The sequence below is a fragment of the Hymenobacter monticola genome (assembly GCF_022811645.1).
GTDB lineage: Bacteria > Bacteroidota > Bacteroidia > Cytophagales > Hymenobacteraceae > Hymenobacter > Hymenobacter monticola.
On sequence record NZ_CP094534.1, the window covers coordinates 3886857 to 3909749 of the forward strand.

Consider the following 22893-nt stretch of genomic DNA (forward strand, 5'->3'; position numbering starts at 1 on the left):
ATCTGAAGGGTCTTATAAGCACTTGCTTCGCCGTGCCAGATGCTGCCAAAGGGCACCTGTTGCGTAGCTTGGCCGCGCTCCCTCGCCTCCACACATGAACCGCTTCGACCGCATCACCGCCATTTTTATCCAGCTGCAGAGCAAGCGCGTGGTGAGCGGGCCCGCGCTGGCCGAGCGGTTTGGCGTGAGCTTGCGCACCATCTACCGCGACCTGCGCACGCTGGAGCTGGCGGGCGTGCCGCTGTTTGGCGAGCCGGGCGTGGGGTACTCGCTGGCCGAGGGCTACCGGCTACCGCCCGTCATGTTCACCCGCGAGGAAGCCACGGCCCTGCTCACGGCCGAAAAGCTGGCCGCCCGCCTCACCGACGCGCCCACGGCCCGGCTCAGCGGCGCGGCCATGGACAAGCTGCGCGCCGTGCTGCGCCGCCCCGACCGCGACCACCTCGAAACCCTCGGCCCCCACATCCAGGTGTTCGGGCCCCGCGCCCCGGCCGACCACCCCGAGGCCTACCAGCCGCTGGTGGCGGCCGTGGCCACGCAGCGCGTGGTGCACCTGCGCTACCAGGCCGCCGACAGCCGCGCGCCCACCACCCGCGACGTGGAGCCCATTGGCCTGTACCGCAGCCGGCACTGGCACGTGGTGGCCTATTGCCGGCTGCGGCAGGCCTTCCGGGAGTTCCGCCTCGACCGCATCGAGCACCTGGAGCTGCGGGCCGAAACCTTCGCCGCCCGCCCCGAAACCCTGGCCCACTACTGGGCCACCGAGGCCGCCCGGCGCGGCAAGGAAAAGGTGGTCATCCGCTTCGAGGCCGGGGCCGTGCTGCCGGCCCTGGCCCAGCAGCTACTCGACACCAAGCGCCAGTACGGCTGGACGCACGAGCAGCCGCTGCCCGATGGCCGCCTGGAAATGACCCTGCTCATCGGCTCTTTCGATTACCTGGCCGCGTGGCTGCTGCCCTTCGCGGGCGGCATCACGGTGGTGGAGCCGCCCGCGCTGCGCGAACACCTGCGCGCGCTGGCCCAGCGGGCGCACGACTTTTTTTGCGCGCCCGAAAAGATGCTGACATAGGGCTGTCAGGGGCGGTGGCAAGTTTTGTGGGGTCAAACGACCAACACCCTTTTACCCCCCAAACAAAAATGGAAAAGCGAACCATTGACCCCTGGAAATGGGGCGAACGCACCAATTCGGTGCAAGCCGTCGAAATCAAGCAGCCCGCCGGCACCCTGTACTGCTCCGGGCTGGTGGCCATCGATGCGGAAGGCCGGCCCAGCACCGCCGACATGCGCAGCCAGCTGCTACACACGTTCCAGAACCTGGAGCAGCTCATCGGCGAAGCCGGGTATGAGTGCCGGGGCATTGCGCGACTGAACGTGTACACCACCTCCGTGGCGGAGTTTTTCACCACCTGCACCGATGTGTATCAGGACTGGATTGCCCGGCACGGCGTGAAACAGGCCACCACGCTGCTGGAGGTGCAGGGCCTGTTTGCCAACCTGACCGTGGAGCTGGAAGCCACGGTGGTAAAATAGGCTCCATAACGGGAAACAGAACCAGGGTCCAGCCATGTGCCGGACCTTTTGCGCTTTGGTTCAGTGGTTGTTACGAAGCACTAATCTTAGGCTGGCCTTGCTCCACCAGCCCCAGGCCCGCCGCGTGCGTTGCCGCGTCGGCATAGTCGGCCGACAGCAGCATGGGCACGTCTTCGTGGCCCAATTCCTCGATAATAGGGCCAACCAAGGCGGCGCGCTCGGGCACTTGCACGTCGCGAATGTAGATGGCCTTGATGCGGCCGGGGTGACGGCGCACCACCTCGCGGTAGATGCGGGCGTCTTCCTGGCCGCTGTCGCCGAGCAGCACGAAAGGAAGGGCGGGGTAGGTGTTGAGCACGTCGTCGATTTCGTGCAGCTTGTGGGCAAAGTGGATGGCGGCAGAGCCCGTGACGCCGGCCGGCACAGGAGCCTTGGGCCGGGCAATGCTGAGGTCGCGCAGCAGGAGCGGGCCGGTGGGGATTTCGTGCAGCTTCAGAAACTCAGCCAGCAGGTCGTAGAGGTTCCAGGGGCTGCTGCTCACATAGAAGAAAGGGTTGTTGGGGCGGCCGGTGCGGCCCTGCTGCAGCCGGCGGTAAAACTCGGCCACGCCGGCGAAGGGCTGTTTCGACTGCGCGTTGCTGAATAGCACGCGGCCCAGCATCTTGAAGATGTTGGTGGCCTTGGTTTCAAATACCGTGTCGTCGAGGTCGGAAATCACGCCAAACTCGGCGTCGGGGGGCGGCACCAGCACGTGGGCGGCCGTGGCAATGGCCTTGGCGGGCAGCGGGAGAAAGGAGGGAAGCCGGGCCACCCGCACCGGCACGGGGTACCAGAGGTAGTTGACGGGCGCGGGCAGGGCCTGCGGTTCGATAATGAGGGTGAAGTAGCCCTCGTCGTCGGTGCTGACGAGGTGCTGGCTGCCGTCGGGCAGCTCGGCCATGAGGTCGGCGCCGGCTACTTCGCGGCTGTTGAAGCGGCGCACCATGCTGCGGAAGTTTTGCCAGCGGGTATCGGCGGCAGTGGCCGCGGTCAGGCCGGGGTCGGCCAGCAGGCGGCCCTTGATGTAGAACTTGGCGGCGGTGCCGTAGCTGCGGTAAGCGTCGATTTGCAGGGGGCGCAGCCAGCCTCGCCGGGCCGAAAGACGGGTGAACAGGTGGTCGGTCCACTCCGAGAGGTTGGACAGGGCATTGGGCAGCTTCATGAGGCAAACCTACGGCCGGCGAAGGGGAATGGTCATTTTGATGTAGGGGCGGGGCTTGCCCCCGCCCGTCGTTGAACGGAGTCGTTGGGGCGGCGCATACGGCCGGGCGGGGGCAAGCCCCGCCCCTACATTGTTCAGTTGTGCCCAAAATGCAAGCGTGCTATGGGGGGTGTCGCGGTCGTATCGGGCAGCCGCGCGGCATCCATTTGCGTAGAAGCTGAACCATGAATTCCCGGTTTTCCTCTTAGCCCCATGTCCACCGCCACCGCTGCCCATCCCAAGTCCCGCAAAAAAACGCTGCTGCCGCAAGACGAGGCGCACATTGTGTACAAAGACCCGGCCCGACAGGCCGAGATGGCCGGCCTGCGCTACGCCACCGACCAAGGCAAGGGCATCAGCCGCAAGCCTACGCGGGCCGGGAATTTTACCTACCACGACGCCAAGGGCGAGAAAATAACCGACGAGAAAATCCTGACCCGCATCAACGGCTTCGTGATTCCGCCGGCCTGGACGGACGTGTGGATTTCGCCTTCGCCCAACACCCACCTGCAGGTGACGGGCCACGACACCCTCGGCCGCAAGCAATACCGCTACCACCCGGCCTGGGACGAGATGCGCAGCCTCACCAAGTTTTCGCGCCTGCGCACCTTTGGCGAAAAGCTGGCCCCGCTGCGCGAGCAGCTCCGCAAAGACCTGAAGCGCCCGGCCCTCGACCGCGAGAAAGTGGTGGCCCTCGTGCTCACGCTCATGGACCAGTCGTTCATCCGCGTCGGCAGCAAGGAATACGCCAAGAAGAACGGCAAAACCAAGCCCAGCTACGGCCTGAGCACCCTGCAGGACAAGCACGTGGCTATTGAGGGCGACGACGTACGGTTCAACTTCGTGGGCAAAAAAGGCGTGGCGCACGACGTGACCCTGCACGACGCCCGCCTGGCGCGGCTGGTGCGCAAGTGCAAGGAGATTCCCGGGCAGCACCTGTTTCAGTACTACACGGCCGACGGCCAGCGCCACGCCCTCGAATCGGGCGACGTGAACGAATACCTGCACCGCCACACCGGCTTGCAGCTCTCGGCCAAGGACTTCCGCACCTGGGGTGGCACCGTGAAAATGGTGGGCTGCCTGGAAGCCGTGTTGAACGAAGAGCCCGACTTGGCGCCCGAAAAAGTGGTGAAGAAAGCCGTGAAAGAGGTGGCCACTGGCCTCGGCAACACGCCCACGGTGTGCTCGAAATACTACATCCACCCGCAAGTAGTGGAGCTGTTCAAGTCCGGCCAGCTCATCGAGTACCTGCGCAAACACGACGCCGAGGCAAAAACCGGCGACCTGCTGTCGCCGGTAGAGCGGCTGGTGCTGAAGATGCTGGAACAGGCGTAGCGGGATTGTAGCGTGGACTCTGCGCGTCCGCGCATCGCCGGGCTGCTCGTCCCGGCGCGGACACGCAGCGTCCACGCTACAAATCGCCGGGCTATCTGCTCTCCTTACTCCTCCGGCGGCTTGTCGTATGCCCGTTTGGCCGAGGCGCTTTCCTGAATAAAGCGGATGCCGCTGTGCCCGCCAGGGGCCCGCAGCTCATCCTGACCCGCACCCCCGTAGATGCGAAGTTTAGGCTTGCCGCCACGAGGCGCATGATTCTCAATGATAACCACGTCATCCCCAGCCAAGGCCTCCAGGTCAATACGGCGCGTTTCGGCGGGTAAGAAGGCGCGGCGGTACAGGGGCGCCGCCGTGGCTGCGGCCGAAACGGGCTGCATCGTTACTACCGTCGAATCAGCGTAGCGCTGGATGAAGAATCGCTCAGACTGGGCCGTGCCGGCGATGCGTGGGCGCTTGGCCAGCAGTCGGTAAAAGTCATCGGTCAACGCGGGCAGCTTATCCCGCCGCGTCTGTAGGGCGGCGCTGAGGCGTGGGCCTTCAAGGGCAAAGGCCGCGGGCGGGAGCCGGTGCAGGGCCCGGTCAATGAGCGAATCGGGTAGCTGCTGCTGCATGGCCCGCGCCGTGGCCTGAAACTGGGCCCGGTTGAGTGCATTGAGGCCGCGTTGGTCTACATAATGGCCCGAACTCATGAGGCCCGACGGGTTCTTGTAGCGCGGCGCAAACGTGACCCAGTGCCTCAGAAACAGGTGGCCAATCAGCCAGCCCAGCACCCCATCGTCGAGGCGGTAGAACACCATGTCGCGGTCCTTGGGCAGGGCGGTGAGGGCGATGTGGCCGTCGCGGCCGGGGCGGCTCAGGGCCCAGCTCCACTGGCCGGGGTGCCGGTCCCAGTCGCCCATCCAGCCGTCGAGCAGGCGGGCGCGCAGCAGGGCCGGCTGGTCGATGCGCTGCGCAGGGTTGGCAAAAACCGCCGCAAAGGCCTTGGTGCTGTTGATGACGGCCGCCGGCGAGGGCAGGAGCGGGGCCGCTTTTTCTTCCAGGTAAGCCAGCTGGCCGCGGAAGTGCACTAGCGAATCGGTTTGGAAAGCTGGGTCGTCGGCCCGCACGTAGAACAGGCGCGGGTTGGCGTGGGGCACGCCCACGGCGTCGGCCAGCACCGGCACCGTCAGGCCGGCGTAGGGGTTGGTCGAGGAAATGTTGTCGCGCAGCACATTCACCAAAAACGTACCCCGCAATACCTGCGGCGTCGCCCGAATGGGGTCTTTGTCGACGGTGCGCACCACGTAGCTGCGGCCGTCGGTGGCGGCCATGTTCAGGCTGGTGCTGTTGAAGCCGCCGCCCACCTTGCCGGGGCTGAGGCCGCCGGGCAACACGGTGCCCAGGCGGAGTACCGGCGCCGAAACCGGCGCTGCCCACGTGGGGCGGTGGTGCCGGCCCACCAGCGCGTTGTACAGGCCGCCGTGCCGGGCGTATTGGCGGCCGGCCGTGGCCCCGCGCACGCTGTCGGCCGCGAGGGGTAATGGTTGGGAGGCATCGGGCCGGGCATCGGGCTGAAAAAACTGCCGACGCACGCAGCCCGTGCTCAGAAGAAACGCGGCCAAAACGCCCGCCAGGGAAAAAGAAGTGCGCAAGCGAAGCGGGGGCAAAAGCGAAATAGAAAGTTAGCTGGGCATTGAACGGCGCCGGGCCGAAAAAAGCCACGACGCCGGCGCGGTTTGGTTAATTTTTATCGTCGGTGCTGTCGGCGCTTTTGCCGATGCCCCGCTCAGTGGGCGTGTGACGCCGGCGTGAGAGGTAAGGCTGTCCGCGCTCGGCGGCCGAAAAGTTGGATGATTCCTGCGGGTAGAACCGCAGGCGCCCAGCGCCGCCTTCGGGCAGCAGCTGGTTGCGGCCCTCGCCGCCGTAGAGACGCAGCGGCAGGGGCCGGCCCGCGCTGCTGGTATGCACCTCAAACACGTCGTCGCCCCCCAGGCCGTCCAGAGTCAGCTGGTGCGTTTCGTTGGGAAAATAAGTGCGCTGGAAATGTAGGGTATCGGCCGTGGTGGGCAGGTGGTGCGCGGCGGTGAAAATTTGCACCGTGGTCGAATCGGGGTAGCGGTGCACCACGTAGCGGTCGGCCTGGGCGGTGCCGCCCAGGTTGGGTTCGCGGGCCAGCTTCAGGTAGAATGCGTCGGCGGCTTGGGGCAGGGTCTGGCGGCGGGCCTTGAGGTGGTTGCCCAGGCGCTGGCCTTCGAGGGCAAACACGGCGGGCGGCAGGCGGTGCATGGCGCGTTCAATCACCGAATCGGGCAGGCGCTTTTGCAAGTCGGCGGCCATGCGCTGAAAATCGGCCCGCCGAAGCTGCGCCAGCCCGTGCTGGTCGATGAACTCGGCCTGATACACCAGGCCCGGAATGTAGCCGTAGTGCTCGTGAAAGGTGTGGAACTGCGGGGCAATGAAGCGGCGCGAGGCCAGCCAGGGCACCAGGCCGTCATCGAAGCGGAAATACACCTGGTCGCGGTCCTTGGGGATGCTGCGGTAGCGCACGCGGCCGCCGGCTTCCCGGAATTCGGCCCAGTCCCACTGCCGCTCGTGCCGGTCCCAGTCGCCCAGCCAGATGTCGAGCAGGCGTGCGCGCAGGAAGGCAGGCTGGTCGATGTAGTGGGCGGGGTTGAAGTAGAGCTTTTTGAGCACGTTCTCACCGCCCACGAAGTTGGTGGTGCCCGCCAAGTCGGGTGTGGCCGAGGCCAGTTCCTCGTACTTCTCTTCCAGCAGCGCCAGCTTGCCCCGAAACCGCTCCGACATCGAGCCCAGTCCGGTTTCGTCGGGCCGCACGTACACCAGCCGGGGGCGGGTGTGGGGCACGCCCGCCGCCTGGGCCAGCGGCGGCACCGTGAGGGCACCGTAGGGCATGGCGGCGGAGGTGGCGTCGCGCACCACGCTCAGCACAAAGGTGGGGCGCAGCACCTTAGGCAAGGTTTTTTGCGGGTCTTTGTCGAGCGAGCGCAAGGCATACTCGCGCTCTTGGCGGCCCACCAGCGTGGCGCTGGTGGTTTGAAAGCCGCCGCCAGCCTTGCCAAACTTCAGCCCGCCCGGCGCGGCCGAGGCCAGGCGCAGCACCGGCACCGTGGCCGGCGCGGCCCATACCCGCCGGTAGTGGCGGCCCCAGAAGAAGCAATAGAAACGCGAGTGGCGGTTGTACTGGCGGCCGGCCGTGGCTTGCACCGAGTCGGCCGAGGCGGGCAGGACCGCCGTGCTGCCGAGCCCGATGCGGGCGTCGGGCTGGAAAAAATTGCGGCGCGCGCAGCCGGTAGTGGCCACGAGCCCCAACCCCACTACGGCCAGCAGGCGCCGGCTGGGCGGAGGCAAACAAAAAAGCAAGTGCGGCATTCAGGCAACAGGATAGACGGACACTGGCCTTTAACGGAAGCCGGCGCGAAAGGTCGGCCGTCGGCAGTGGCAGGGGCGGGGCTAGCCCCCGCTCGTCGTCCGCGCCAGCCACAACGGCTCTGTTCAACGGCGGGCGGGGGCAAGCCCCGCCCCTACAAAAGGTGGTCACGGCCACAACCGTAGCGGCTGGTTTTGCGCTATACCCGAAGCGGGTGCTGCTGCCCGGCACCCACGCGTTTGCGGCAGTGCTGCTGTCTACCATTCTCTATGCCCGGGTTTTTAAATTTGCGCACCTGGTTTTTCCGCGGGGCCTGGTGCTTGCTGGCGCAGCAGCTGGCGGCGTGCGGCAACTCTTCGGCACCGGCCCATCGGGCCGCCGTGCAATGGGACGCCGATTCGACCACGGTGCGGGTGGCGGCCGGGCCGCAGTACGCCCGCGGGGCCGTGTGGCGGTTTTTCTGGGGCCAGCACTACCGCGCTATCTGGAACACGCCCGTGACGGCGCCGGTGCTGCGCCTGGCCTCGGCCGAGCGCGACAGCCTGCTGCCCCTGCGCGCCGGCGGCAGCTACCAGAGCCGCACCCTGCGCCTGCGCACGACCAAGGGCTACCAGTTTGTGCTGCGCTCCGTCGACAAGGACATGAGTGCCGCCCTGCCCGTGGGCTGGAAGCGCAACCTGCTGCGCGGCCTGATGAAGGACCAAACCAGCGCCACGCTGCCCTACGGCGCCTACGTGGCCGCCCGGCTGGCGACGGCCGCCGGCGTGTACCACGCCAACCCGCGCTTGGTATACCTGTCCGACGACCCTTTTTTAGGGAAATTTCGAGCCGACTACGCCAATGCCCTCTACTTACTGGAGGAGCGTCCGGAAGGCGACCAGCGGCACGCCCGCAGCTTCGGCTACTCGCCGGCCATCTACAACAGCAGGCACCTGCTCACGGTGCTGCGCAAACGGCCCAATGCGGGCGTCGACCCGCACACGTTTTTGCGGGCCCGCTTGCTGGACATGTGGCTCGGCGACTGGAGCCGGCGCGAGGACCAGTGGCGCTGGGCCAGCTTCCCCGGGCCCGGCGGCACCCGCTTCCGCCCCATCCCGCGCGACCGGGACCAGGCTTTCTTTCGGTTCGACGACGGGGTGTTTACGCGGGTAATTTCCTGGTTTCTGACGAAGTTCCAAAGCTTCCACGCCACCATGCGGCTGAGCAACGTGGACGCCCTCACCACCACCGCCCGTAACCTCGACCGCACCCTGCTGGGCCCGCTGAGCGCCGCTGATTTCAAGGCCGAAGCCGATTCGTTGCAGAAACGCCTGAGCGACGCCGTGATTGATGAGGCCCTGAAAGCCGGCCCCGCCGAAACCCGGGCCGTCATTGCTGTGGAACTGGCGCCGTTGCTGCGTGCCCGTCGGGCCCAGCTGGCGGCGGTGGCGCAGCGCTACTTTGAGATTCTGAACACCGAAGCCTGGGTGGTGGGCACCGACCACGCCGAGCGGTTTGTGGTGAGCGGGGCCGGGCCGGGCCGCCTGCGCGTGCAGCTGCTGGCCATCCGGAAACATCGGGCTGATAGCCTCATATCGGAACGCGTGTACGACCCGCAAACCACCCGGCAGCTAAACCTATACGGGCTGGATGGCAATGACGAATTCCGCATTTCGCCCGATGCGAATGTGGGGTTGAGGGTAGGGATTTACGGCGGCCAGGGCGAGAACCAGCTGACGGTAAGTGGGCCCTCGTCAAAAGCTGAAAGCATCGCCAAGACCTTGCCCGACTTCACTTTGTACACGACGGGAGCCCCCGTTACAGCATCTCCCGGCATCGCCACCCAACCCGACCCGCACCCCGAGCTAACAAACAACGCCCTGGGCTGGGTGAAGCACTACCGATTGGACGATTGAGCTGGCAGGAACAGCCCCGCCAGCGGGTCCTGCCCATCGAGCGTGCCCGTGCTGCCAAGCACCTGGAAGCGGGCAAACAACTCTTCGCCGTACCACTTCTCGCGCCGCGTAAGCTGAATCACCTCGCGGTGCTTTGCGTCCTTATAGGCGTATTCCTGCATGGCCCGGGCCGAATCCCAGACGCTGAACGTGGCCTGCCGCACCAGCGGCAATTCGCCCAGCCCAATGGCCGCCCGCACGCCGACGGCCTGCGCCAGCGCCGCGCTGGTAGGCTCCACAAATTGCCAGAACCGAGGCGCTTTGAGCCAACGGATGCTGGCGCGCGTGAGCACCGCCACCGGGCCGGCTGCATCAGCTGAAACAGTGGGCGTGTAGTCAAAGGGCGCCTGGCCGTCCCACAGGCCGTGGGCCTTAAAGGGCACCAAATGCACCGTCCAGGTTTCGGCGCTGCGTTGCTGGTAGGCCGCCCAAAGCGGGTGCTCAGCAAAAAAAGCCTCGGCTGCCGCCACATCGTCCCACACGGCCATCAGCCCGTAGCGCCGCAGGTTGGGCCAGAAGCCAAAGCCATTGTTGGCCCCGCTGCCCATCAGCTTGAAAAATTGCAGGCCCGGTACCCGCTTGAGTTGGGGCGGGGCGGTGCCCATCTGGGCCAGGGCCCAGCGCGCATGGCCGGGGCGGAAAGTGAAAACGGTGAGCGTGGTGAGCGGCATAGGTCGGGTTTCGAATAACAAAAAAAGGCCGGAATTGCTTCCGGCCTTTTCGCAAACCGCGGTGGGGCGGTTTTACTTCGGGATGACCACCGATTGGCGGTCGGCGCTGGGCTGGTCCCGCTCGCCGGTGATGACGGCTTTGGCGTAGGTGTAGGCCCGCAGCAGGGTGGAATTGGGCGAATCCCAGAACTCGCCTTTCGTGATGGTCACTTTCAGCAGGGCGATGTTCGGGTCGTCGGAGCCGTTGGGGAACCAGCCGCGCAGGCCTTCGCTCCACAGCTCCTTGATTTTGGCGCGGTCCGTCACCACCTGGGCGGTGCCGGTGATGGCCACGTACAGGTTATCATCGGGCTTGGAATAGCCCAGGTTGATGTGGCGGTCCTGGTGCACCTCGTCTACTTTTTGCGAATCCTTTTCGGTGAAAAACCACAATGTGCCGTCTTCCTCGGGCTGGGAGGTGTACATGGGGCGCGAGTGCAGCTCATTGCCATTCTCGATGGTGGTCATCATCGCAATTTTGATGTCCTTGATTTTTTCGACGAGCTTGGTTACGTCGTGGCTTACGGCAACTTGGTCGGCCATGGGAATAGATTTTAAAGGGGAGAATTGGGAAAGTAAGTGTTTGGTTTACGGCCCCGGGCGGCAGTTGTTTCCAATTGGCTAGACTTACGGTCGACTTTCCGGTTGCTACACCCATGAACTTCCTGGCTCACCTCTTCCTCTCCGGCCCGGCCGATGCGCCGACCTATCCCGCCGTGCTGCTCGGCCAGTTCATAGCCGATTCGGTGCCCGGCCGCCAGCTCGAAAACTACCCGCCTTCGGTGCAAGCCGGCATCCGCCTGCACCGCGCCATCGACACCTTCACCGACCAGCACCCCGTGGTGCGGCGCAGTACCCAGCGCCTGCGCGAAGCCGGCTACGGCAAGTACGCCGGCGTGATTTCCGACATGTTTCTGGACCATTTCCTGGCCCGCAACTTCGCCGGGTTCTCCTCTGAAAGTTTAGTCAATTTCACCCGGCGCGTGTATGCGGCCCTGCAGGCCCAGGAGGCAGAAATGCCGGCCCGCGTGCAGCAATTCTTTCCTCACTTGGTGCAGCACAACTGGCTATTGGGCTACGCCGAAACTGCTGGCATCTCCCGCGCCCTCAGTGGCTTGAGTCGCCGGGCCTCGGCCGGTTCGGGCATGGAGACGGCGGTGGGTGAGCTGGAAGCGAACTACGCGGCGTATGAAACCGATTTTTGGGCGTTTTTCCCGGAGCTACAGGCAATGGTAGCCGGTTTTTTAGCGTGAGCCAACCCACGCCAAACGGCCGCGTTGCCAGCGGTACCGCCCGGGCCGGGCAAAGGGCACCCCGCCGGCTTCGGCCAGGTCTTGCGCATCACACTCGCACGGCGCGGTGGAGTGGCTACGCTCGCACGTAGCCCGCACCGGGCCAAAGCAGATGAACCCGTAGCCAGCCGTCACTTGTTGCGTCTGGCCGAAGCTGTACAATTCGCCGTCTTCCCAGGCGTGATACCAGTCGGAACATTCGGTGCGAACCGCCAGCAGCGAATCGAGCGTTGGCCCGGGGCGCAAAACGTATAGCGTTTGAACGGTCCCGTAAGCTGCACTGCCGGAGCGCTTGTATTCTATGGTGAGCAGCAATTCCGGCTCACCCTGCCGGTCCACGTTGGCCGTGTCCAGCTCCACGGAGCGGCCGTACACCTGCGGAATTTCTGCCCACGCACTGTCGGGCGAAGGTTTGTAAAAGACGGATGCGTAGCCCTCGTCATCGTGCGCGATAATGTACTTCCCAAACAGCAGCGTGGTATCCCGATAAAACGAAAACTCCTCGTCCTTTACGGAGGGCCTTTCCGGCTGGGCCTTAAGCGGGTGAGGAGCAGGAGGGGTTGACGAAGCAGAACCGGATTTGCCAGCTGTTTCCTCTTGCCTCGCGGCATGGTTGCAACTGCTCATCACGCAGGCCATGAGCAGAATAAGAAGCCTAGGCGTAAGCATAGTCCCCAACCATTCATAAAAAAGTGTTCCTGCAAATATCCAGAAGGCTTTGCAGGAACACCGTTACGCTACCAATTCAAGGGCTTAGTGGTGGTGGCCGCCTTCGCCGTGCACGTGGCCGTGGGCCAGCTCCTCGGCGGAGGCGTCGCGCACGTCCTGAATTTTGCCGTGGAAGTGCATCACCATGCCGGCCAGCGGGTGGTTGAAGTCCATTTGCACGGCCGTGTCGCCGATGCTCACCACCTTGGCTTGCATGTGGTTGCCTTCGTTGTCGGCCATGGGCAGGAAGTTGCCGGGCTGCAGCATTTCGTCGTCGAGCTTGCCGTCGATGAGGAATACTTCTTTAGGGATTTCCACCAAGGCCTGCTCGTCGTAGTCGCCGTAGGCTTGGTCGGGGGTGAGGCTGAACTGGAATTCGTCGCCGGGGTTTTTGCCATTGAGTTGGGCTTCAAACTCCTCGGGCAGGCCGCTGTGGCCGAATAGGAACACCATCGGCGAGTCGGCTTCGGCCGATTCCACCAATACTTTGTCCTGGTTTTCGTCGGTCACGCTGAGGTCGTAGGTAATGGTAACGACTTTGTTTTCGCTGATTGCAGCCATGAGCAGGAAGGTTGGGCCGGTTGGAACGGCCGCGGAATTTGGAGGGTGGTAAGAAAAATTTTCGGCAAGATAGGTACGCAAGCTTAGCAGAAAAGGCTGGCCGCCGTGCCGGCCAAATCCTGCCGCGCCGGGCCATCAGCGCAACCCTGGGTTCGGGCAGCCGTTAGGAATCAGCCGTTTTGGCCCTTTCAATCTACTTTCTCCTGATGCTATTTTCCCCGAAACCCTTCCGCCAGCTTCTGCCGCTGCTCATGGGCGGCACGCTGCTGGCCGCCTGCCAGTCCGACCCGCCCACCACCGAACGCGAAGCCGTGAACAAAGAGGCTGTGGTGAAAACCGACGCGGACACGGCTAAGACGGCGGCCGAACCGGCCGATACCATGGGTTTGCCGGCTGGCTCCGTGCCCACCATCGGCAGCCCCAAGCTGCTATTCACCCTCGACGACGCCCACAACACGCCCGACGGCCTGGCGCTGGCGCCTAACGGCCACCTCATCCTCTCGGTACCCAACCTGGCCGATAACAGCCAGCCCGCCTCGCTGATGGAGATTGACGGCAACACCCTCAAGCCCTACGCCACCAACCTGCCCGTGGAGCCCACCACCCAAAAGGCCGCGCCCATGGACCTGGCGTTCGGGCCCGATGGCAACTTGTATTACGCCGAAAACCAGTATGAAAACAGCAAAGATTTCAAATCGCGCCTGATGCGGGTGGAAGTGAAAAACGGCAAGCCCGGCGCCATCACCACGGTGGCAGATGGCTTCGCGCTGGCTAATGCGGTGCTCTGGAAAGGGAACACCTTGTACGTGACCGACAGCCAGTGGGACCTGCCCGACAACGACAAAGGCAGCGCCATTCTGAAGTTCTCGCTGGCCGAGCTCGGCAAGGGCACCGTGCACCTGAAGCCCAAAACCAAAGACCCGCACGTGCTGGCCATGTTCTCGACTACCGTGAATGAAACCGGCGTGGACAACGGCGCCGACGGCCTGGATTACGACAGCCAAGGCAACCTCTACACCGGCTCCTTCGGCGACGGCAAGCTCTACCGCGTGTCGTTGAAACCCGACGGCAGCCTGGCCAAGCAGGAAACGCTGACGCTGAGTGGCAAGCAGATTCCCTGCGTCGACGGCCTCATCATCGACCGGGCCACCGACAAAATCTACCTCTGCAACTCGCGCGAAAACGCCATCGAAGTGGTGGACCTGCGCAACGGCAACAAGGTGACCACCCTGGCCCAAAACCCCGACACCGACGGCGCTGGCGGCAAGCTCGACCAGCCCGCCGAGGTGCTGCTCAAGGGCAAGCGCCTCTACATCTCCGACTTCGACCACCCGGTGAAGCACTTCGCCAACACCAAATCGGACGCCCCGCACACCATGTCGGTGATTGATTTGCCGTAGTGTCGGCAGCAAACGGTAAAATAGTGGCTGTTTTGGAAAACTCCGGCTGCCGGTCCGACGCCGTAGGCGTCCGACCGGTTGAAGCGGGAACGATACCCAAAGCTAAACTGGTCCAGACGACCAGGCGGTCGGACGCCTACGGCGTCGGACCGACCAAAGGCAACTTCCCCAACCGTATGTATGAATCCCCACTGGCCCATGCCGGCGGGGATTTTTATTTTCAAACGGGGCTAGCTTTGGGATTCCAAATCTGTGTTTTCAGTTCTTCTTTTCAGATGAAACAATTCCTTGCCTACCGGGCCGCCCTGGTTGGAGCTTTTTCGCTGCTGACAGCGGCGTCTGCTTCGGCCCAAAACGCCGGCACCCAATGGACCAAAGACGGCTACAGCTACCTGCAGGTGCGCCCCGACTCCGTGGTGCAGCTCGACATTCGCCAGCCCGGCCAGACGCGCACGCTGCTCAGCAAACGCCAGCTCACGCCAGCGGGCCAGACCAAGCCGCTCGGGGTGCGCCGCGTGGCGCTGTCCGATGACGGCCGGCTTATCCTACTTAATACCAATACGAAGAAGGTGTGGCGCTACGATACACGCGGCGACTATTGGGTGTACGACACCGGCAGTAAGCAGCTCACGCAGCTGGGCAAGGGCCGGCCGGAGTCGTCGCTGATGTTTGCCAAGTTTTCGCCCGACGGGCGTAAGGTGGCCTACGTGAGCGGCCATAACCTGTTCGTGGAAAACCTGGCTGACCACGCCATCACCCAGCTCACCACCGACGGCACCGACAAGCTCATCAACGGCACCTTCGACTGGGTGTATGAGGAGGAGCTGGACTGCCGCGACGGCTTCCGCTGGAGCCCCGACGGGCAGCACCTGGCCTACTGGCAGCTCGATGCCCGCAAGACGCCCAACTACCTCATGCTGAACACGACGGACGCGCTGTATCCGTTCACCGTGCCGGTAGAATACCCCGTGGTGGGCGAGGACCCCAGCCGCTGCCGCATCGGCGTGGTAGCCGTGGGTGGCGGCGAGACGAAGTGGATGGATGTGCCCGGCGACGCCGTGCAGCATTACATCCCGCGCATGGAATGGGCCGGCGCCAACGAGCTGATTATCCAGCAGCTGAACCGCCGCCAGAATGAGAGCAAGCTCATGCTGTGCACCGCTGCCACCGGCGCCACCAAAACCATCTTCACCGATACCGACAAGGCCTGGGTGGAAGCCAAGGACCAGCCCGTGGGCTGGGACTGGCTGCAGGGCGGCAAAAGTTTTGTGTGGGCCAGCGAAAAAGACGGCTGGCGCCACCTCTACCAGATTGACCGCAGCGGCAAGGCAAAGCTGCTCACGCCCGGCAACTACGACGTGGTGAGCGTGGAAGGCATCAGCGAGGCCACCGGCACCATCTATTTCCTGGCCTCGCCCACCAACGCCACCCAGCGCTACCTATACAAAGTGCCGCTGAAGGGCGGCAAGGCCGAGCGCGTGACGCCCGCCGCCCTCAGCGGCACCAACACCTACGAGGTGTCGCCCAACGGCCGGGTGGCCCTGCACCGCTACGCCAGCGCCAGCAGCTTCCCGGTGTCGGACGTAGTAGACCTGCCGGCGCACAAGCGCCTGAGCGGCGGCGAAGTGCCAGCCCAGGCCAAAGCCATGAAGCTGCCCAAAACCGAGTTTTTCCAGGTGAAAACCGCCGACGGCGTGACCCTGGACGGCTGGATGGTGAAGCCCAGCAACTTCGACCCCGCCAAGAAGTACCCCATCGTGTTCTATGTGTACGGCGAGCCGGCCAGCCAGACGGTGACCGACAACTTCGGCACGGGCTTCAACCGCCTCTACCAGGGCAGCATGGCCGACGACGGCTACATCTACGCCTCCCTCGACAACCGCGGCGCCCCGGCCCCGCGCGGCCGCGAGTTCCGCAAGGCCATCTACCACAACATCGGCGCGCTCAACATCCGCGACCAGGCGATGGGGGCGAAGGAGGTGCTGAAAAACAGCTGGGTTGATACCAGCCGCGTGGCCGTGTGGGGCTGGAGCGGCGGGGGCTCCTCCACGCTCGGCCTGCTGTTCCAATACCCGCAGATTTACAAAACCGGCATCAGCATCGCGGCGGTGGATAACCAGTTGAACTACGACAACATCTACCAGGAGCGCTACATGGGCCTGCTGCCCGAAGACAAGCACTACTTCGTGGACAACTCGGCCCTGGCCCACGCCAAAAACCTGCGCGGCAACCTGCTCCTCATCCACGGCACCGGCGACGACAACGTGCACTACAACAACGCCGAGCAGATGATAAACGAGTTGGTGAAGCACGGCAAAACCTTCCAGCTGATGGCCTACCCCAACCGCACCCACGGCATCTCGGAAGGCGAGGGTACGAGCAAGCATTTGGCGGCTACTTTTACCAAGTTTTTGAAGGAGAATTGCCCGCCCGGCGCGCGGTAAACCGGCACAATGCAAAAGAGAGGCATGGAAATTTCCATGCCTCTCTTTTGTTCCAATACACCGTAAGTGCGATGTAGAGACGCGACACTTCGCGTCTCCTCAGTGGACGACTTGCGCTAAAATTGTCGCACGATTTTGTTCAACGGAGCGACGCGAAGTGTCGCGTGTCTACATCGTTCTGCATCAGCTAATCCTGCAGCTCCCAAGCCGTGCGGTACCCGCCGACTTGCTCCACGTACTCAATCAGCGCTTTGAAGAACGGGTGGGCGCTCAGTGTCGAAGAGTCGCCGACGAGCAGCAGCTTCTTGCGGGCCCGGGTCATGCCCACGTTCATGCGGCGGATGTCGCTCAGGAAGCCGATTTCGCCGTGGTTGTTGCTGCGGGTGAGGGTGATGGCAATAATGTCGCGCTCCTGGCCCTGGAAGGAGTCCACGGTGCCCACGCTGAGCTGGCGGTGCAGCATGAAGCCGCTGAGCTCGTCGTTTTCCTCGATGGCGTCCTTCAGGTAGTTGATTTGGGCGCGGTAGGGGGCAATAACGCCGATGCTGAGCGGGTCGTCTTCGTGGTCGGCAGGGTCGTAGGGTTCCAGGAGTTGGGCGAGGCGCTTGAGGAGCAGGTCGGCTTCTTCGGGGTTGGCGGTGGAGCGGCTTTCGGGAATGGTGATTTCCTGGAAGCCAAAGCCGGCCGTGTCGAGGAATTCCACGGGCAGGTCGGGGGCAAAGCGCAGGTCGTAGGCGTCGAGGCCGGCGTGGGCCACGGTTTCGTAGGCTTCGAGGCGGCCGTCGTAGAACTGGTCGGAGCTGAACTGCATGATTTGCTCGTGCATGCGGTACTGCACCGTGAGCATGCGGGCCGTGGTGGGCTGGCGCTTAATGGCTTTCTCGAACAGCGTTTCGCGCAGGGCGCCGGCTTTTTCGCTCTTCACGGTGGGCGGCAGCTGGTGGTGGTCGCCGGCCAGAATCACGCGGTTGCCCTTGGAAATCGGAATCCAGCAGCCCGGCTCCAGAGCCTGGGCGGCCTCGTCGATGAACACCGTTTCGTAGGTGAGGTGGCGGATGTTGCGGTTGCTGGCGCCCACCAGCGTGCACGTTATCACCTGCACCGATTCCAGCAAGTCCTCGGTGATGTAGCGCTCCAAATCGTCGGCTTGCTGGAACAGCATGCGCGCCTCTTCCTTGAGCTGCCGGCGGTGCTGCTGCTCCTCGTAGCCGAAGTTGCGCACGTACTTGCTGGCTGTTTCGCGGTACTGGTCGGCCGTCTGGCGCATCGAGCGCATCTCGTTGTAGCTCTTGTGGTTCATCACCTGGGCGTCGAGGGTGTGCTCCAGCAGCAGGTCCGACACCCGTGAGGGGTTGCCCATGCGGATGACGTTGACGCCGCGCTCGGCCAGCTTTTCAGTGAGCAAATCGACGGCCGTGTTGCTGGGCGCGCACACCAGCACCCGCCGCTCGCGCCGGATGGTCTCCAGGATGGCCTGCACCAGCGTGGTGGTTTTGCCGGTGCCGGGCGGACCGTGGATGATGGCTACGTCCTTGGCGGCCATCACGTGGCGCACGGCTGCCAGCTGAGACTCGTTGAGCGGGCTGGGGTAGAAGAGGTCGGCTGGTTTCTCCTCGCGGAAGCGGGCTTCCTTGGTACCCAGCAGGATGTCGCGCAGCTCGGCCAGGCGGTCGCCGTAAGCGCCCATCACCTTGCCCAGCGCGTAGTCCATCTCGCGGTAGCTCACCTCGTCGAAGGTGAGGTCGATGCCCATTTTGTGGCCTTCGGTCACCCAGTCGGGCAGGTCTTCCTTGGTGGTGGCAAGCAGCAGCTTGTTGCGCCGCACGCTGGTAATTACCCCGCTGAGGGTGGGGCGGTCGGTGGCCGAGCGGCCGGGCACGTTGCCAAACAGGGAGGCGTTTTTGCCCACCTGAAACAAGTGCAGGCCCTGCTGGCCGGCGGGCCGCTCCAGCTCCAGCACCACCTTGCCGCCGAAGCCAATTTCTTCCTGCGAGATGGTGACGGGGTACCAGGTGAGGCCGCGCTGCTGCCGCTCCTGGATGCTGGCCTTGGCGTTTTTGAGCTTGAATTGCTCCAGGTCTTCCTGCTGCTCCAGCTTCATGAGAGCCTGCACCTGGCGCAGCTCTTTTTCAATGGCGTAGGGGTCGACGGGGGCGAAAGTGGGGGTGGTATCGGACAAAAGAAAGCGGATTGGGTTCGCACGTGAATACGAACAACTAAAACAAGTGACTATTCGGATTTACTATCGCCAGTGTGGTAATACCTGGCAGAGGGTTTCAGCGAATTCCTGCGTGAGTTCAGGTGCGGGCTGAATGGCTTGATGCTCCTTAATCAAACGAACAGCAGCCAAACTGTAACAATTCTTCACGCGAAGGTTTTCGATGTATTTAGCCTTGATAATGGCTTTGATAGGTCGGTTTGACTTTCGATGATGACCAATTACAACTACATCAGAACACGTTCCCGGGAACCAATCGATGATATACACCTTGGCCCCAGGCCGAAAATGCTTGGTTCCAGTGCGTATTTCTTCACCACCGGGCCCATATGGGCGCTCGGCAACAATGTTGCCGATAGCAGTACAGAAGAATTCTTGGGTGGGCTCTGGATTCATTTAAGGTCAGCCAATTTCATCAGGGTCGTAATGGTAGTGCTCCTGACTTGCGGTGGTGAAACGTTGAATAAAGCCAGCCTGGAATTGCTCGGGTTTTTTTGGCTCAAACAGACGCTCCTGAATGGTCCAGTCGTAAACACTTATCCCGACGGGATATTTGGTGAGTACCCCGGTCAGGCGGTATTGAGTGATGAATTGTTCGGCCTGTGTTTGAGAGGTAAATATCCCACTGGCAAGCCGGCCGCCTGACCCATGAAAAACCCAAACTTCCGACAAGGCTAAGCCTGATTCGCCGGGGACGGGTGCTGGTATGGGGAAGTGTTTTGCTTCATAGGCGCCCACAAGCGTGCCCAGAATATCCAACTCGTCAAAATCGGGCGTGCCAGGTGTGGCTTCAAAAATAGCTTCGACCCGGGTCAGGGCTTGGCGATAGTCAGCTTCGGTGCGAATCGGTCCGATGGATTGCATGGTCAGAGGTGTTGGGTAAAAGTCGGCAGCAGCTACGGAATCTGAGTGGCTGACGTGCGCTTTCAGTAGCGCGAACTTTGTAGTTCGCGTGCCAGAACTTCTATTCCTGAAACGGCGCGGGTTGCGCGAACTACAAAGTTCGCGCTACTATCTCTCCGACAACAGCCCCGGCCGCGGCTACCCGCGCGTAAATCGGCTAACGTTCCCTTTCCTGCGTAGGAATATCCAACACACTTCAACTTACATCGGGAGCCAACGACCGGCGCAGGGTTGCGCAAGCTGGCGTCGAACCTGTCTTTTGCTGCTGTTTATGAATGAGATAATTGAAATACGTCACCTCCTTAAAACCGATTACGAAGCTCTGAAAGCCGCCATGCTGCTGGCCTACCCGCGCATGCAGAGCTACTGGCCGCGCAAACAGGTCGAGCTGCTCGTCGACTTGTTTCCGGAAGGCCAGTTTGTGCTCACGGTGAACGATGAGATTGTGGCCGCCGCGCTGGCCCTGATTGTAAAGCACGACCAGTTCGATGCCGCGCACACGTACCAGGATGTGACGGGCAACTACACCTTTCGCACCCACAGCGCCACCGGCGACACCCTTTATGGCATCGAAGTATTCGTGGTGCCGGCCATGCGGGGCCGGCGGCTGGCCCGCCGCCTGTACGATGCCCGCAAGGAGCTTTGCGAGCGGCTCAACCTGCGCGCAATAGCCTTCGGGGCGCGCATTCCGGGCTACCACGCCTACATGGACACCCTCACCCCGAAGCAGTACGTGCAGAAAGTGAAGGACCGCGAAATTGTGGACGCTTCGCTGAACTTTCAGCTGGCCAACGACTTCCACCCGGTGCGGGTGCTGAAAGGCTATCTGCCCGGCGACGCGGCCTCGGGCGACTACGCCCTGCTGATGGAGTGGGACAACATGCTCTACGACACCAGCCCCGTGCCGGCCGTGGCCCAGAAAACCCAGGTGCGCCTGGGCCTGGTGCAGTGGCAGATGCGCCTCTACGAGGGCTTCGACGACATGTTCCGGCAGGTGGAGTACTTCGTGGACGCGCTGGCGGCCTACCGCGCCGACTTTGCCCTGTTTCCCGAGCTCTTCCACGGCCCTCTCATGGCCGAAGCCAATGAGCTGTCCGAAATCGACGCCATTCGCAAGCTGAGCCAGTTTTCGGATGAAATCCTGGCCCGCTTCACGCAGCTGGCCGTGAAGTACCACATCAACATTATCACCGGCTCGATGCCCGTGCTGGAAGCCGACGGCACCCTGCAAAACGTGGGCTACCTCTGCCGCCGCAACGGCTCGACGGAGCGCTACGAGAAAATCCACGTCACGCCCAACGAGGCCAAATACTGGGCTCTGCGCGGCGGCACCCGCCTCCAGACCTTCGACACCGACTGCGGCCCCATCGGCGTGCTGATTTGCTACGACGCCGAATTTCCGGAGCTGGCGCGCCTGCTGGCCAACCAGGGCATGAACATCCTGTTCATTCCCTTCCTCACCGACACCCAGACGGCCTATTCGCGGGTGCGTCACTGCGCCCAGGCCCGCGCCATCTAAAATGAGTGCTACGTGGCCATGGTCGGCTCGGTGGGCAACCTGCCCCGCGTCAAAAACATGGACATTCAGTACGCGCAGTCGGCCGTACTCACGCCCTGCGACTTCGCCTTCCCCAACACCGGCGTGAAAAGCGAAGCCACCCCGAATACCGAAATGATATTAGTGACGGACGTGGACCTGAGCATTCTCGACAAGCTGCGCCACAGCGGCAGCGTGCAAAACCTGCGCAACCGCCGCCACGACGTGTATTCCCTGAGTGCCGCCGAGCTCATGCCCAAGCACTGAATGGCTCGGCGCGAGTGACTGTTTAGCTGGGCCTTAAGCTATATTTTTTGCAAAGTGGATTGAGAAACGTTGCAGCTGTTTAGCAAGTCTATTGGCCGATGTAGAGACGCATACTTGCGTCTCCTCGTTGAACAGTGAGGGTACTTTTCGTTCAACGACGAGACGCAAGTATGCGTCTCTACATCACGCGGCCGATTTCCTGAACAGCTTCGTTGTAGGGTGCGGGGCTTGCCCCCGCCCGTCGTTGAAGGAGTTGCGCGGTATTCGTTCAACGACGGGCGGGGGCAAGCCCCGCACCCTACTGCACTACGGATACTATTCCAGTTTCTGCCCTTGAATGGCATTGGCCATCAGCTCCGGAAACCGGGCCGGCGTGCAGGCAAAGCTGGGAATGTCCAGGGCCGCCAGCTGCTCGGCCACGCGGCGGTCGAAGCTCGGGGCGCCGTCGTCGCTCAGGGCCAGCAGTACCACAATGTTGACACCTGCCGATTTGAGGGCGGCGGCGCGCTTTATCATTTCTTTCTCGTTGCCGCCTTCGTAGAGGTCGGTGATGAGGACGAGGATGGTGTCGGTGGGGCGCGAAATGAGCTGCTGGCAGTAAGTGAGGGCCAGGTTAATATCGGTGCCGCCGCCCAGCTGCACGCCGAAAAGCAGGTCCACCGGGTCGTGCAGGTTTTCGCTCAGGTTCACCACGGCCGTGTCGAACACCACCATGTGCGTTTTTACCGCTTTCAGTGAGGCCAGCACGGCCCCGAACACACCCGCGTACACCACCGAAGAGGCCATTGAGCCGCTTTGGTCTACGCAGAGCACGATTTCCTTTAGGGCCTGCCCACGCCGGCCAAAGCCCACCAGTCGCTCCGGAATCACGGTTTTGTGGGCGGCCTGGTAGTGCTTGAGGTTGGCCCGGATGGTGGCGCCCCAGTCGATTTCGTGGTAACGGGGCCGCGGGTTGCGCACGGCCCGGCTCAGGGCGCCCTGCACGGCCTGGCGCAGCGGGTTGCTGAGTTTCTTTTCCAGCTCGCGCACTACTTTGGTAATGACCTCGCGGGCCGTGGCCTTGGCCTTCTGGGGCATCACCCGGCTCAAGGACATGAGCGTGCCCACCAAATGCACATCGGCCTGCACCGTGCGCAGGATTTCGGGTTCCAGCAGCAGCTGGTTGAGGCCCAGACGCGTCATGGCGTCCTGCTGCATCACGGCCACCACTTCGGTGGGGAAATACTCGCGGATGTCGCCCAGCCAGCGGCTCACGCGCGGGGCCGAGCCACCCAGACCAGCTTTGCGTTCGGATTTGTCGCCGTCGTAAAGGGCGGTGAGCACGTCGTCCATTTTGCCGTAGTCGGGCGGCATTTGCACGGCGTTTTCAGCGTCGGCGGCGCTGCCGAGAACGAGTTTCCAGCGGGTAGGGGTGGAGGAGGACATGGGCGCGGTCATAAGGTTGGCG

At 63.2% G+C, this 22893-nt stretch carries 20 protein-coding genes; 9 read left to right on the forward strand and 11 right to left on the reverse strand.

Annotation, left to right across the window (positions count from 1 at the left end; all coding sequences use genetic code 11):
• The first annotated feature begins 94 nt into the window (after positions 1–94).
• Positions 95–1069, forward strand: coding sequence for a helix-turn-helix transcriptional regulator (locus tag MTP16_RS16055; RefSeq protein ID WP_243511570.1), 975 nt, complete (start codon positions 95–97; stop codon positions 1067–1069).
• Positions 1070–1137: 68 nt separating this feature from the next.
• A complete protein-coding gene (locus tag MTP16_RS16060; protein WP_243511573.1) occupies positions 1138–1530 on the forward strand; it encodes a RidA family protein in 393 nt (130 codons plus the stop codon).
• A gap of 70 nt (positions 1531–1600) precedes the next feature.
• On the opposite strand, the gene MTP16_RS16065 is transcribed toward MTP16_RS16060, so the two are convergent.
• Positions 1601–2731, reverse strand: coding sequence for an App1 family protein (locus MTP16_RS16065; protein ID WP_243511576.1), 1131 nt, complete (start codon positions 2729–2731; stop codon positions 1601–1603).
• A 252-nt stretch (positions 2732–2983) separates the two neighbouring features.
• On the opposite strand from MTP16_RS16065, the gene MTP16_RS16070 reads away from it, so the two are divergent.
• On the forward strand, positions 2984–4105 hold the full coding sequence (locus MTP16_RS16070; protein WP_243511579.1) for a DNA topoisomerase IB: 1122 nt from the start codon (positions 2984–2986) through the stop codon (positions 4103–4105).
• Between the two features lie 104 nt (positions 4106–4209).
• Here the strand turns inward: MTP16_RS16070 and MTP16_RS16075 are convergent, their stop codons facing one another.
• Together MTP16_RS16075 and MTP16_RS16080 are read right to left on the reverse strand one after the other, a co-directional pair.
• Positions 4210–5751, reverse strand: a complete 1542-nt coding sequence (locus MTP16_RS16075) for a hypothetical protein (RefSeq protein WP_243511582.1) — start codon at positions 5749–5751, stop codon at positions 4210–4212.
• Between the two features lie 73 nt (positions 5752–5824).
• The gene (locus MTP16_RS16080) at positions 5825–7453 is read right to left on the reverse strand and encodes a hypothetical protein (RefSeq protein WP_243511585.1); all 1629 of its coding nucleotides are present in this window, start codon (positions 7451–7453) and stop codon (positions 5825–5827) included.
• 288 nt (positions 7454–7741) lie between these two features.
• On the opposite strand from MTP16_RS16080, the gene MTP16_RS16085 reads away from it, so the two are divergent.
• Positions 7742–9367 (forward strand): hypothetical protein, encoded by a 1626-nt coding sequence (locus MTP16_RS16085; RefSeq protein ID WP_243511587.1) that lies wholly within the window; start codon positions 7742–7744, stop codon positions 9365–9367.
• Here the strand turns inward: MTP16_RS16085 and MTP16_RS16090 are convergent.
• Positions 9349–10077, reverse strand: coding sequence for a spheroidene monooxygenase (locus tag MTP16_RS16090; RefSeq protein WP_243511589.1), 729 nt, complete (start codon positions 10075–10077; stop codon positions 9349–9351). The genes MTP16_RS16085 and MTP16_RS16090 overlap by 19 nt on opposite strands.
• 72 nt (positions 10078–10149) lie before the next feature.
• Complete coding sequence (locus MTP16_RS16095; protein WP_243511591.1) at positions 10150–10659, reverse strand: pyridoxamine 5'-phosphate oxidase family protein; 510 nt, start codon at positions 10657–10659, stop codon at positions 10150–10152.
• Positions 10660–10772: 113 nt separating this feature from the next.
• Here MTP16_RS16095 and MTP16_RS16100 point away from each other — a divergent pair, with 113 nt between their 5' ends.
• Positions 10773–11369 (forward strand): acyl carrier protein phosphodiesterase, encoded by a 597-nt coding sequence (locus MTP16_RS16100; RefSeq protein WP_243511593.1) that lies wholly within the window; start codon positions 10773–10775, stop codon positions 11367–11369.
• Here the strand turns inward: MTP16_RS16100 and MTP16_RS16105 are convergent.
• Positions 11361–12077, reverse strand: coding sequence for a hypothetical protein (locus MTP16_RS16105; RefSeq protein WP_243511595.1), 717 nt, complete (start codon positions 12075–12077; stop codon positions 11361–11363). The two genes, MTP16_RS16100 and MTP16_RS16105, sit on opposite strands and share 9 nt — an antisense overlap.
• A gap of 84 nt (positions 12078–12161) precedes the next feature.
• On the reverse strand, positions 12162–12677 hold the full coding sequence (locus tag MTP16_RS16110; RefSeq protein WP_243511597.1) for an FKBP-type peptidyl-prolyl cis-trans isomerase: 516 nt from the start codon (positions 12675–12677) through the stop codon (positions 12162–12164).
• A 206-nt stretch (positions 12678–12883) separates the two neighbouring features.
• On the opposite strand from MTP16_RS16110, the gene MTP16_RS16115 reads away from it, so the two are divergent.
• Entirely contained in the window at positions 12884–14077 is a 1194-nt protein-coding gene (locus MTP16_RS16115; RefSeq protein ID WP_243511599.1) for an SMP-30/gluconolactonase/LRE family protein, read from the forward strand.
• Between the two features lie 275 nt (positions 14078–14352).
• Complete coding sequence (locus MTP16_RS16120; RefSeq protein ID WP_243511602.1) at positions 14353–16521, forward strand: S9 family peptidase; 2169 nt, start codon at positions 14353–14355, stop codon at positions 16519–16521.
• Positions 16522–16708: 187 nt separating this feature from the next.
• Here the strand turns inward: MTP16_RS16120 and MTP16_RS16125 are convergent, their stop codons facing one another.
• The 3 genes from MTP16_RS16125 to MTP16_RS16135 all read right to left on the reverse strand — a co-directional run bounded on the left by MTP16_RS16125 (position 16709) and on the right by MTP16_RS16135 (position 19603).
• Positions 16709–18700 (reverse strand): AAA domain-containing protein, encoded by a 1992-nt coding sequence (locus MTP16_RS16125; RefSeq protein WP_243511605.1) that lies wholly within the window; start codon positions 18698–18700, stop codon positions 16709–16711.
• Between the two features lie 63 nt (positions 18701–18763).
• Entirely contained in the window at positions 18764–19135 is a 372-nt protein-coding gene (locus MTP16_RS16130; RefSeq protein ID WP_243511609.1) for a hypothetical protein, read from the reverse strand.
• 6 nt (positions 19136–19141) lie between these two features.
• Positions 19142–19603, reverse strand: a complete 462-nt coding sequence (locus tag MTP16_RS16135; RefSeq protein WP_243511611.1) for a helix-turn-helix domain-containing protein — start codon at positions 19601–19603, stop codon at positions 19142–19144.
• A gap of 310 nt (positions 19604–19913) precedes the next feature.
• Between MTP16_RS16135 and MTP16_RS16140 the strand changes: the two genes are divergently transcribed.
• Positions 19914–21161, forward strand: coding sequence for a GNAT family N-acetyltransferase (locus MTP16_RS16140; RefSeq protein ID WP_317244066.1), 1248 nt, complete (start codon positions 19914–19916; stop codon positions 21159–21161).
• A 12-nt stretch (positions 21162–21173) separates the two neighbouring features.
• A complete protein-coding gene (locus tag MTP16_RS26020) occupies positions 21174–21446 on the forward strand; it encodes a carbon-nitrogen hydrolase family protein (protein WP_317244067.1) in 273 nt (90 codons plus the stop codon).
• A 315-nt stretch (positions 21447–21761) separates the two neighbouring features.
• Here the strand turns inward: MTP16_RS26020 and MTP16_RS16145 are convergent, their stop codons facing one another.
• Positions 21762–22871, reverse strand: coding sequence for a VWA domain-containing protein (locus MTP16_RS16145; protein WP_243511613.1), 1110 nt, complete (start codon positions 22869–22871; stop codon positions 21762–21764).
• Between the last annotated feature and the right edge of the window lie 22 nt (positions 22872–22893).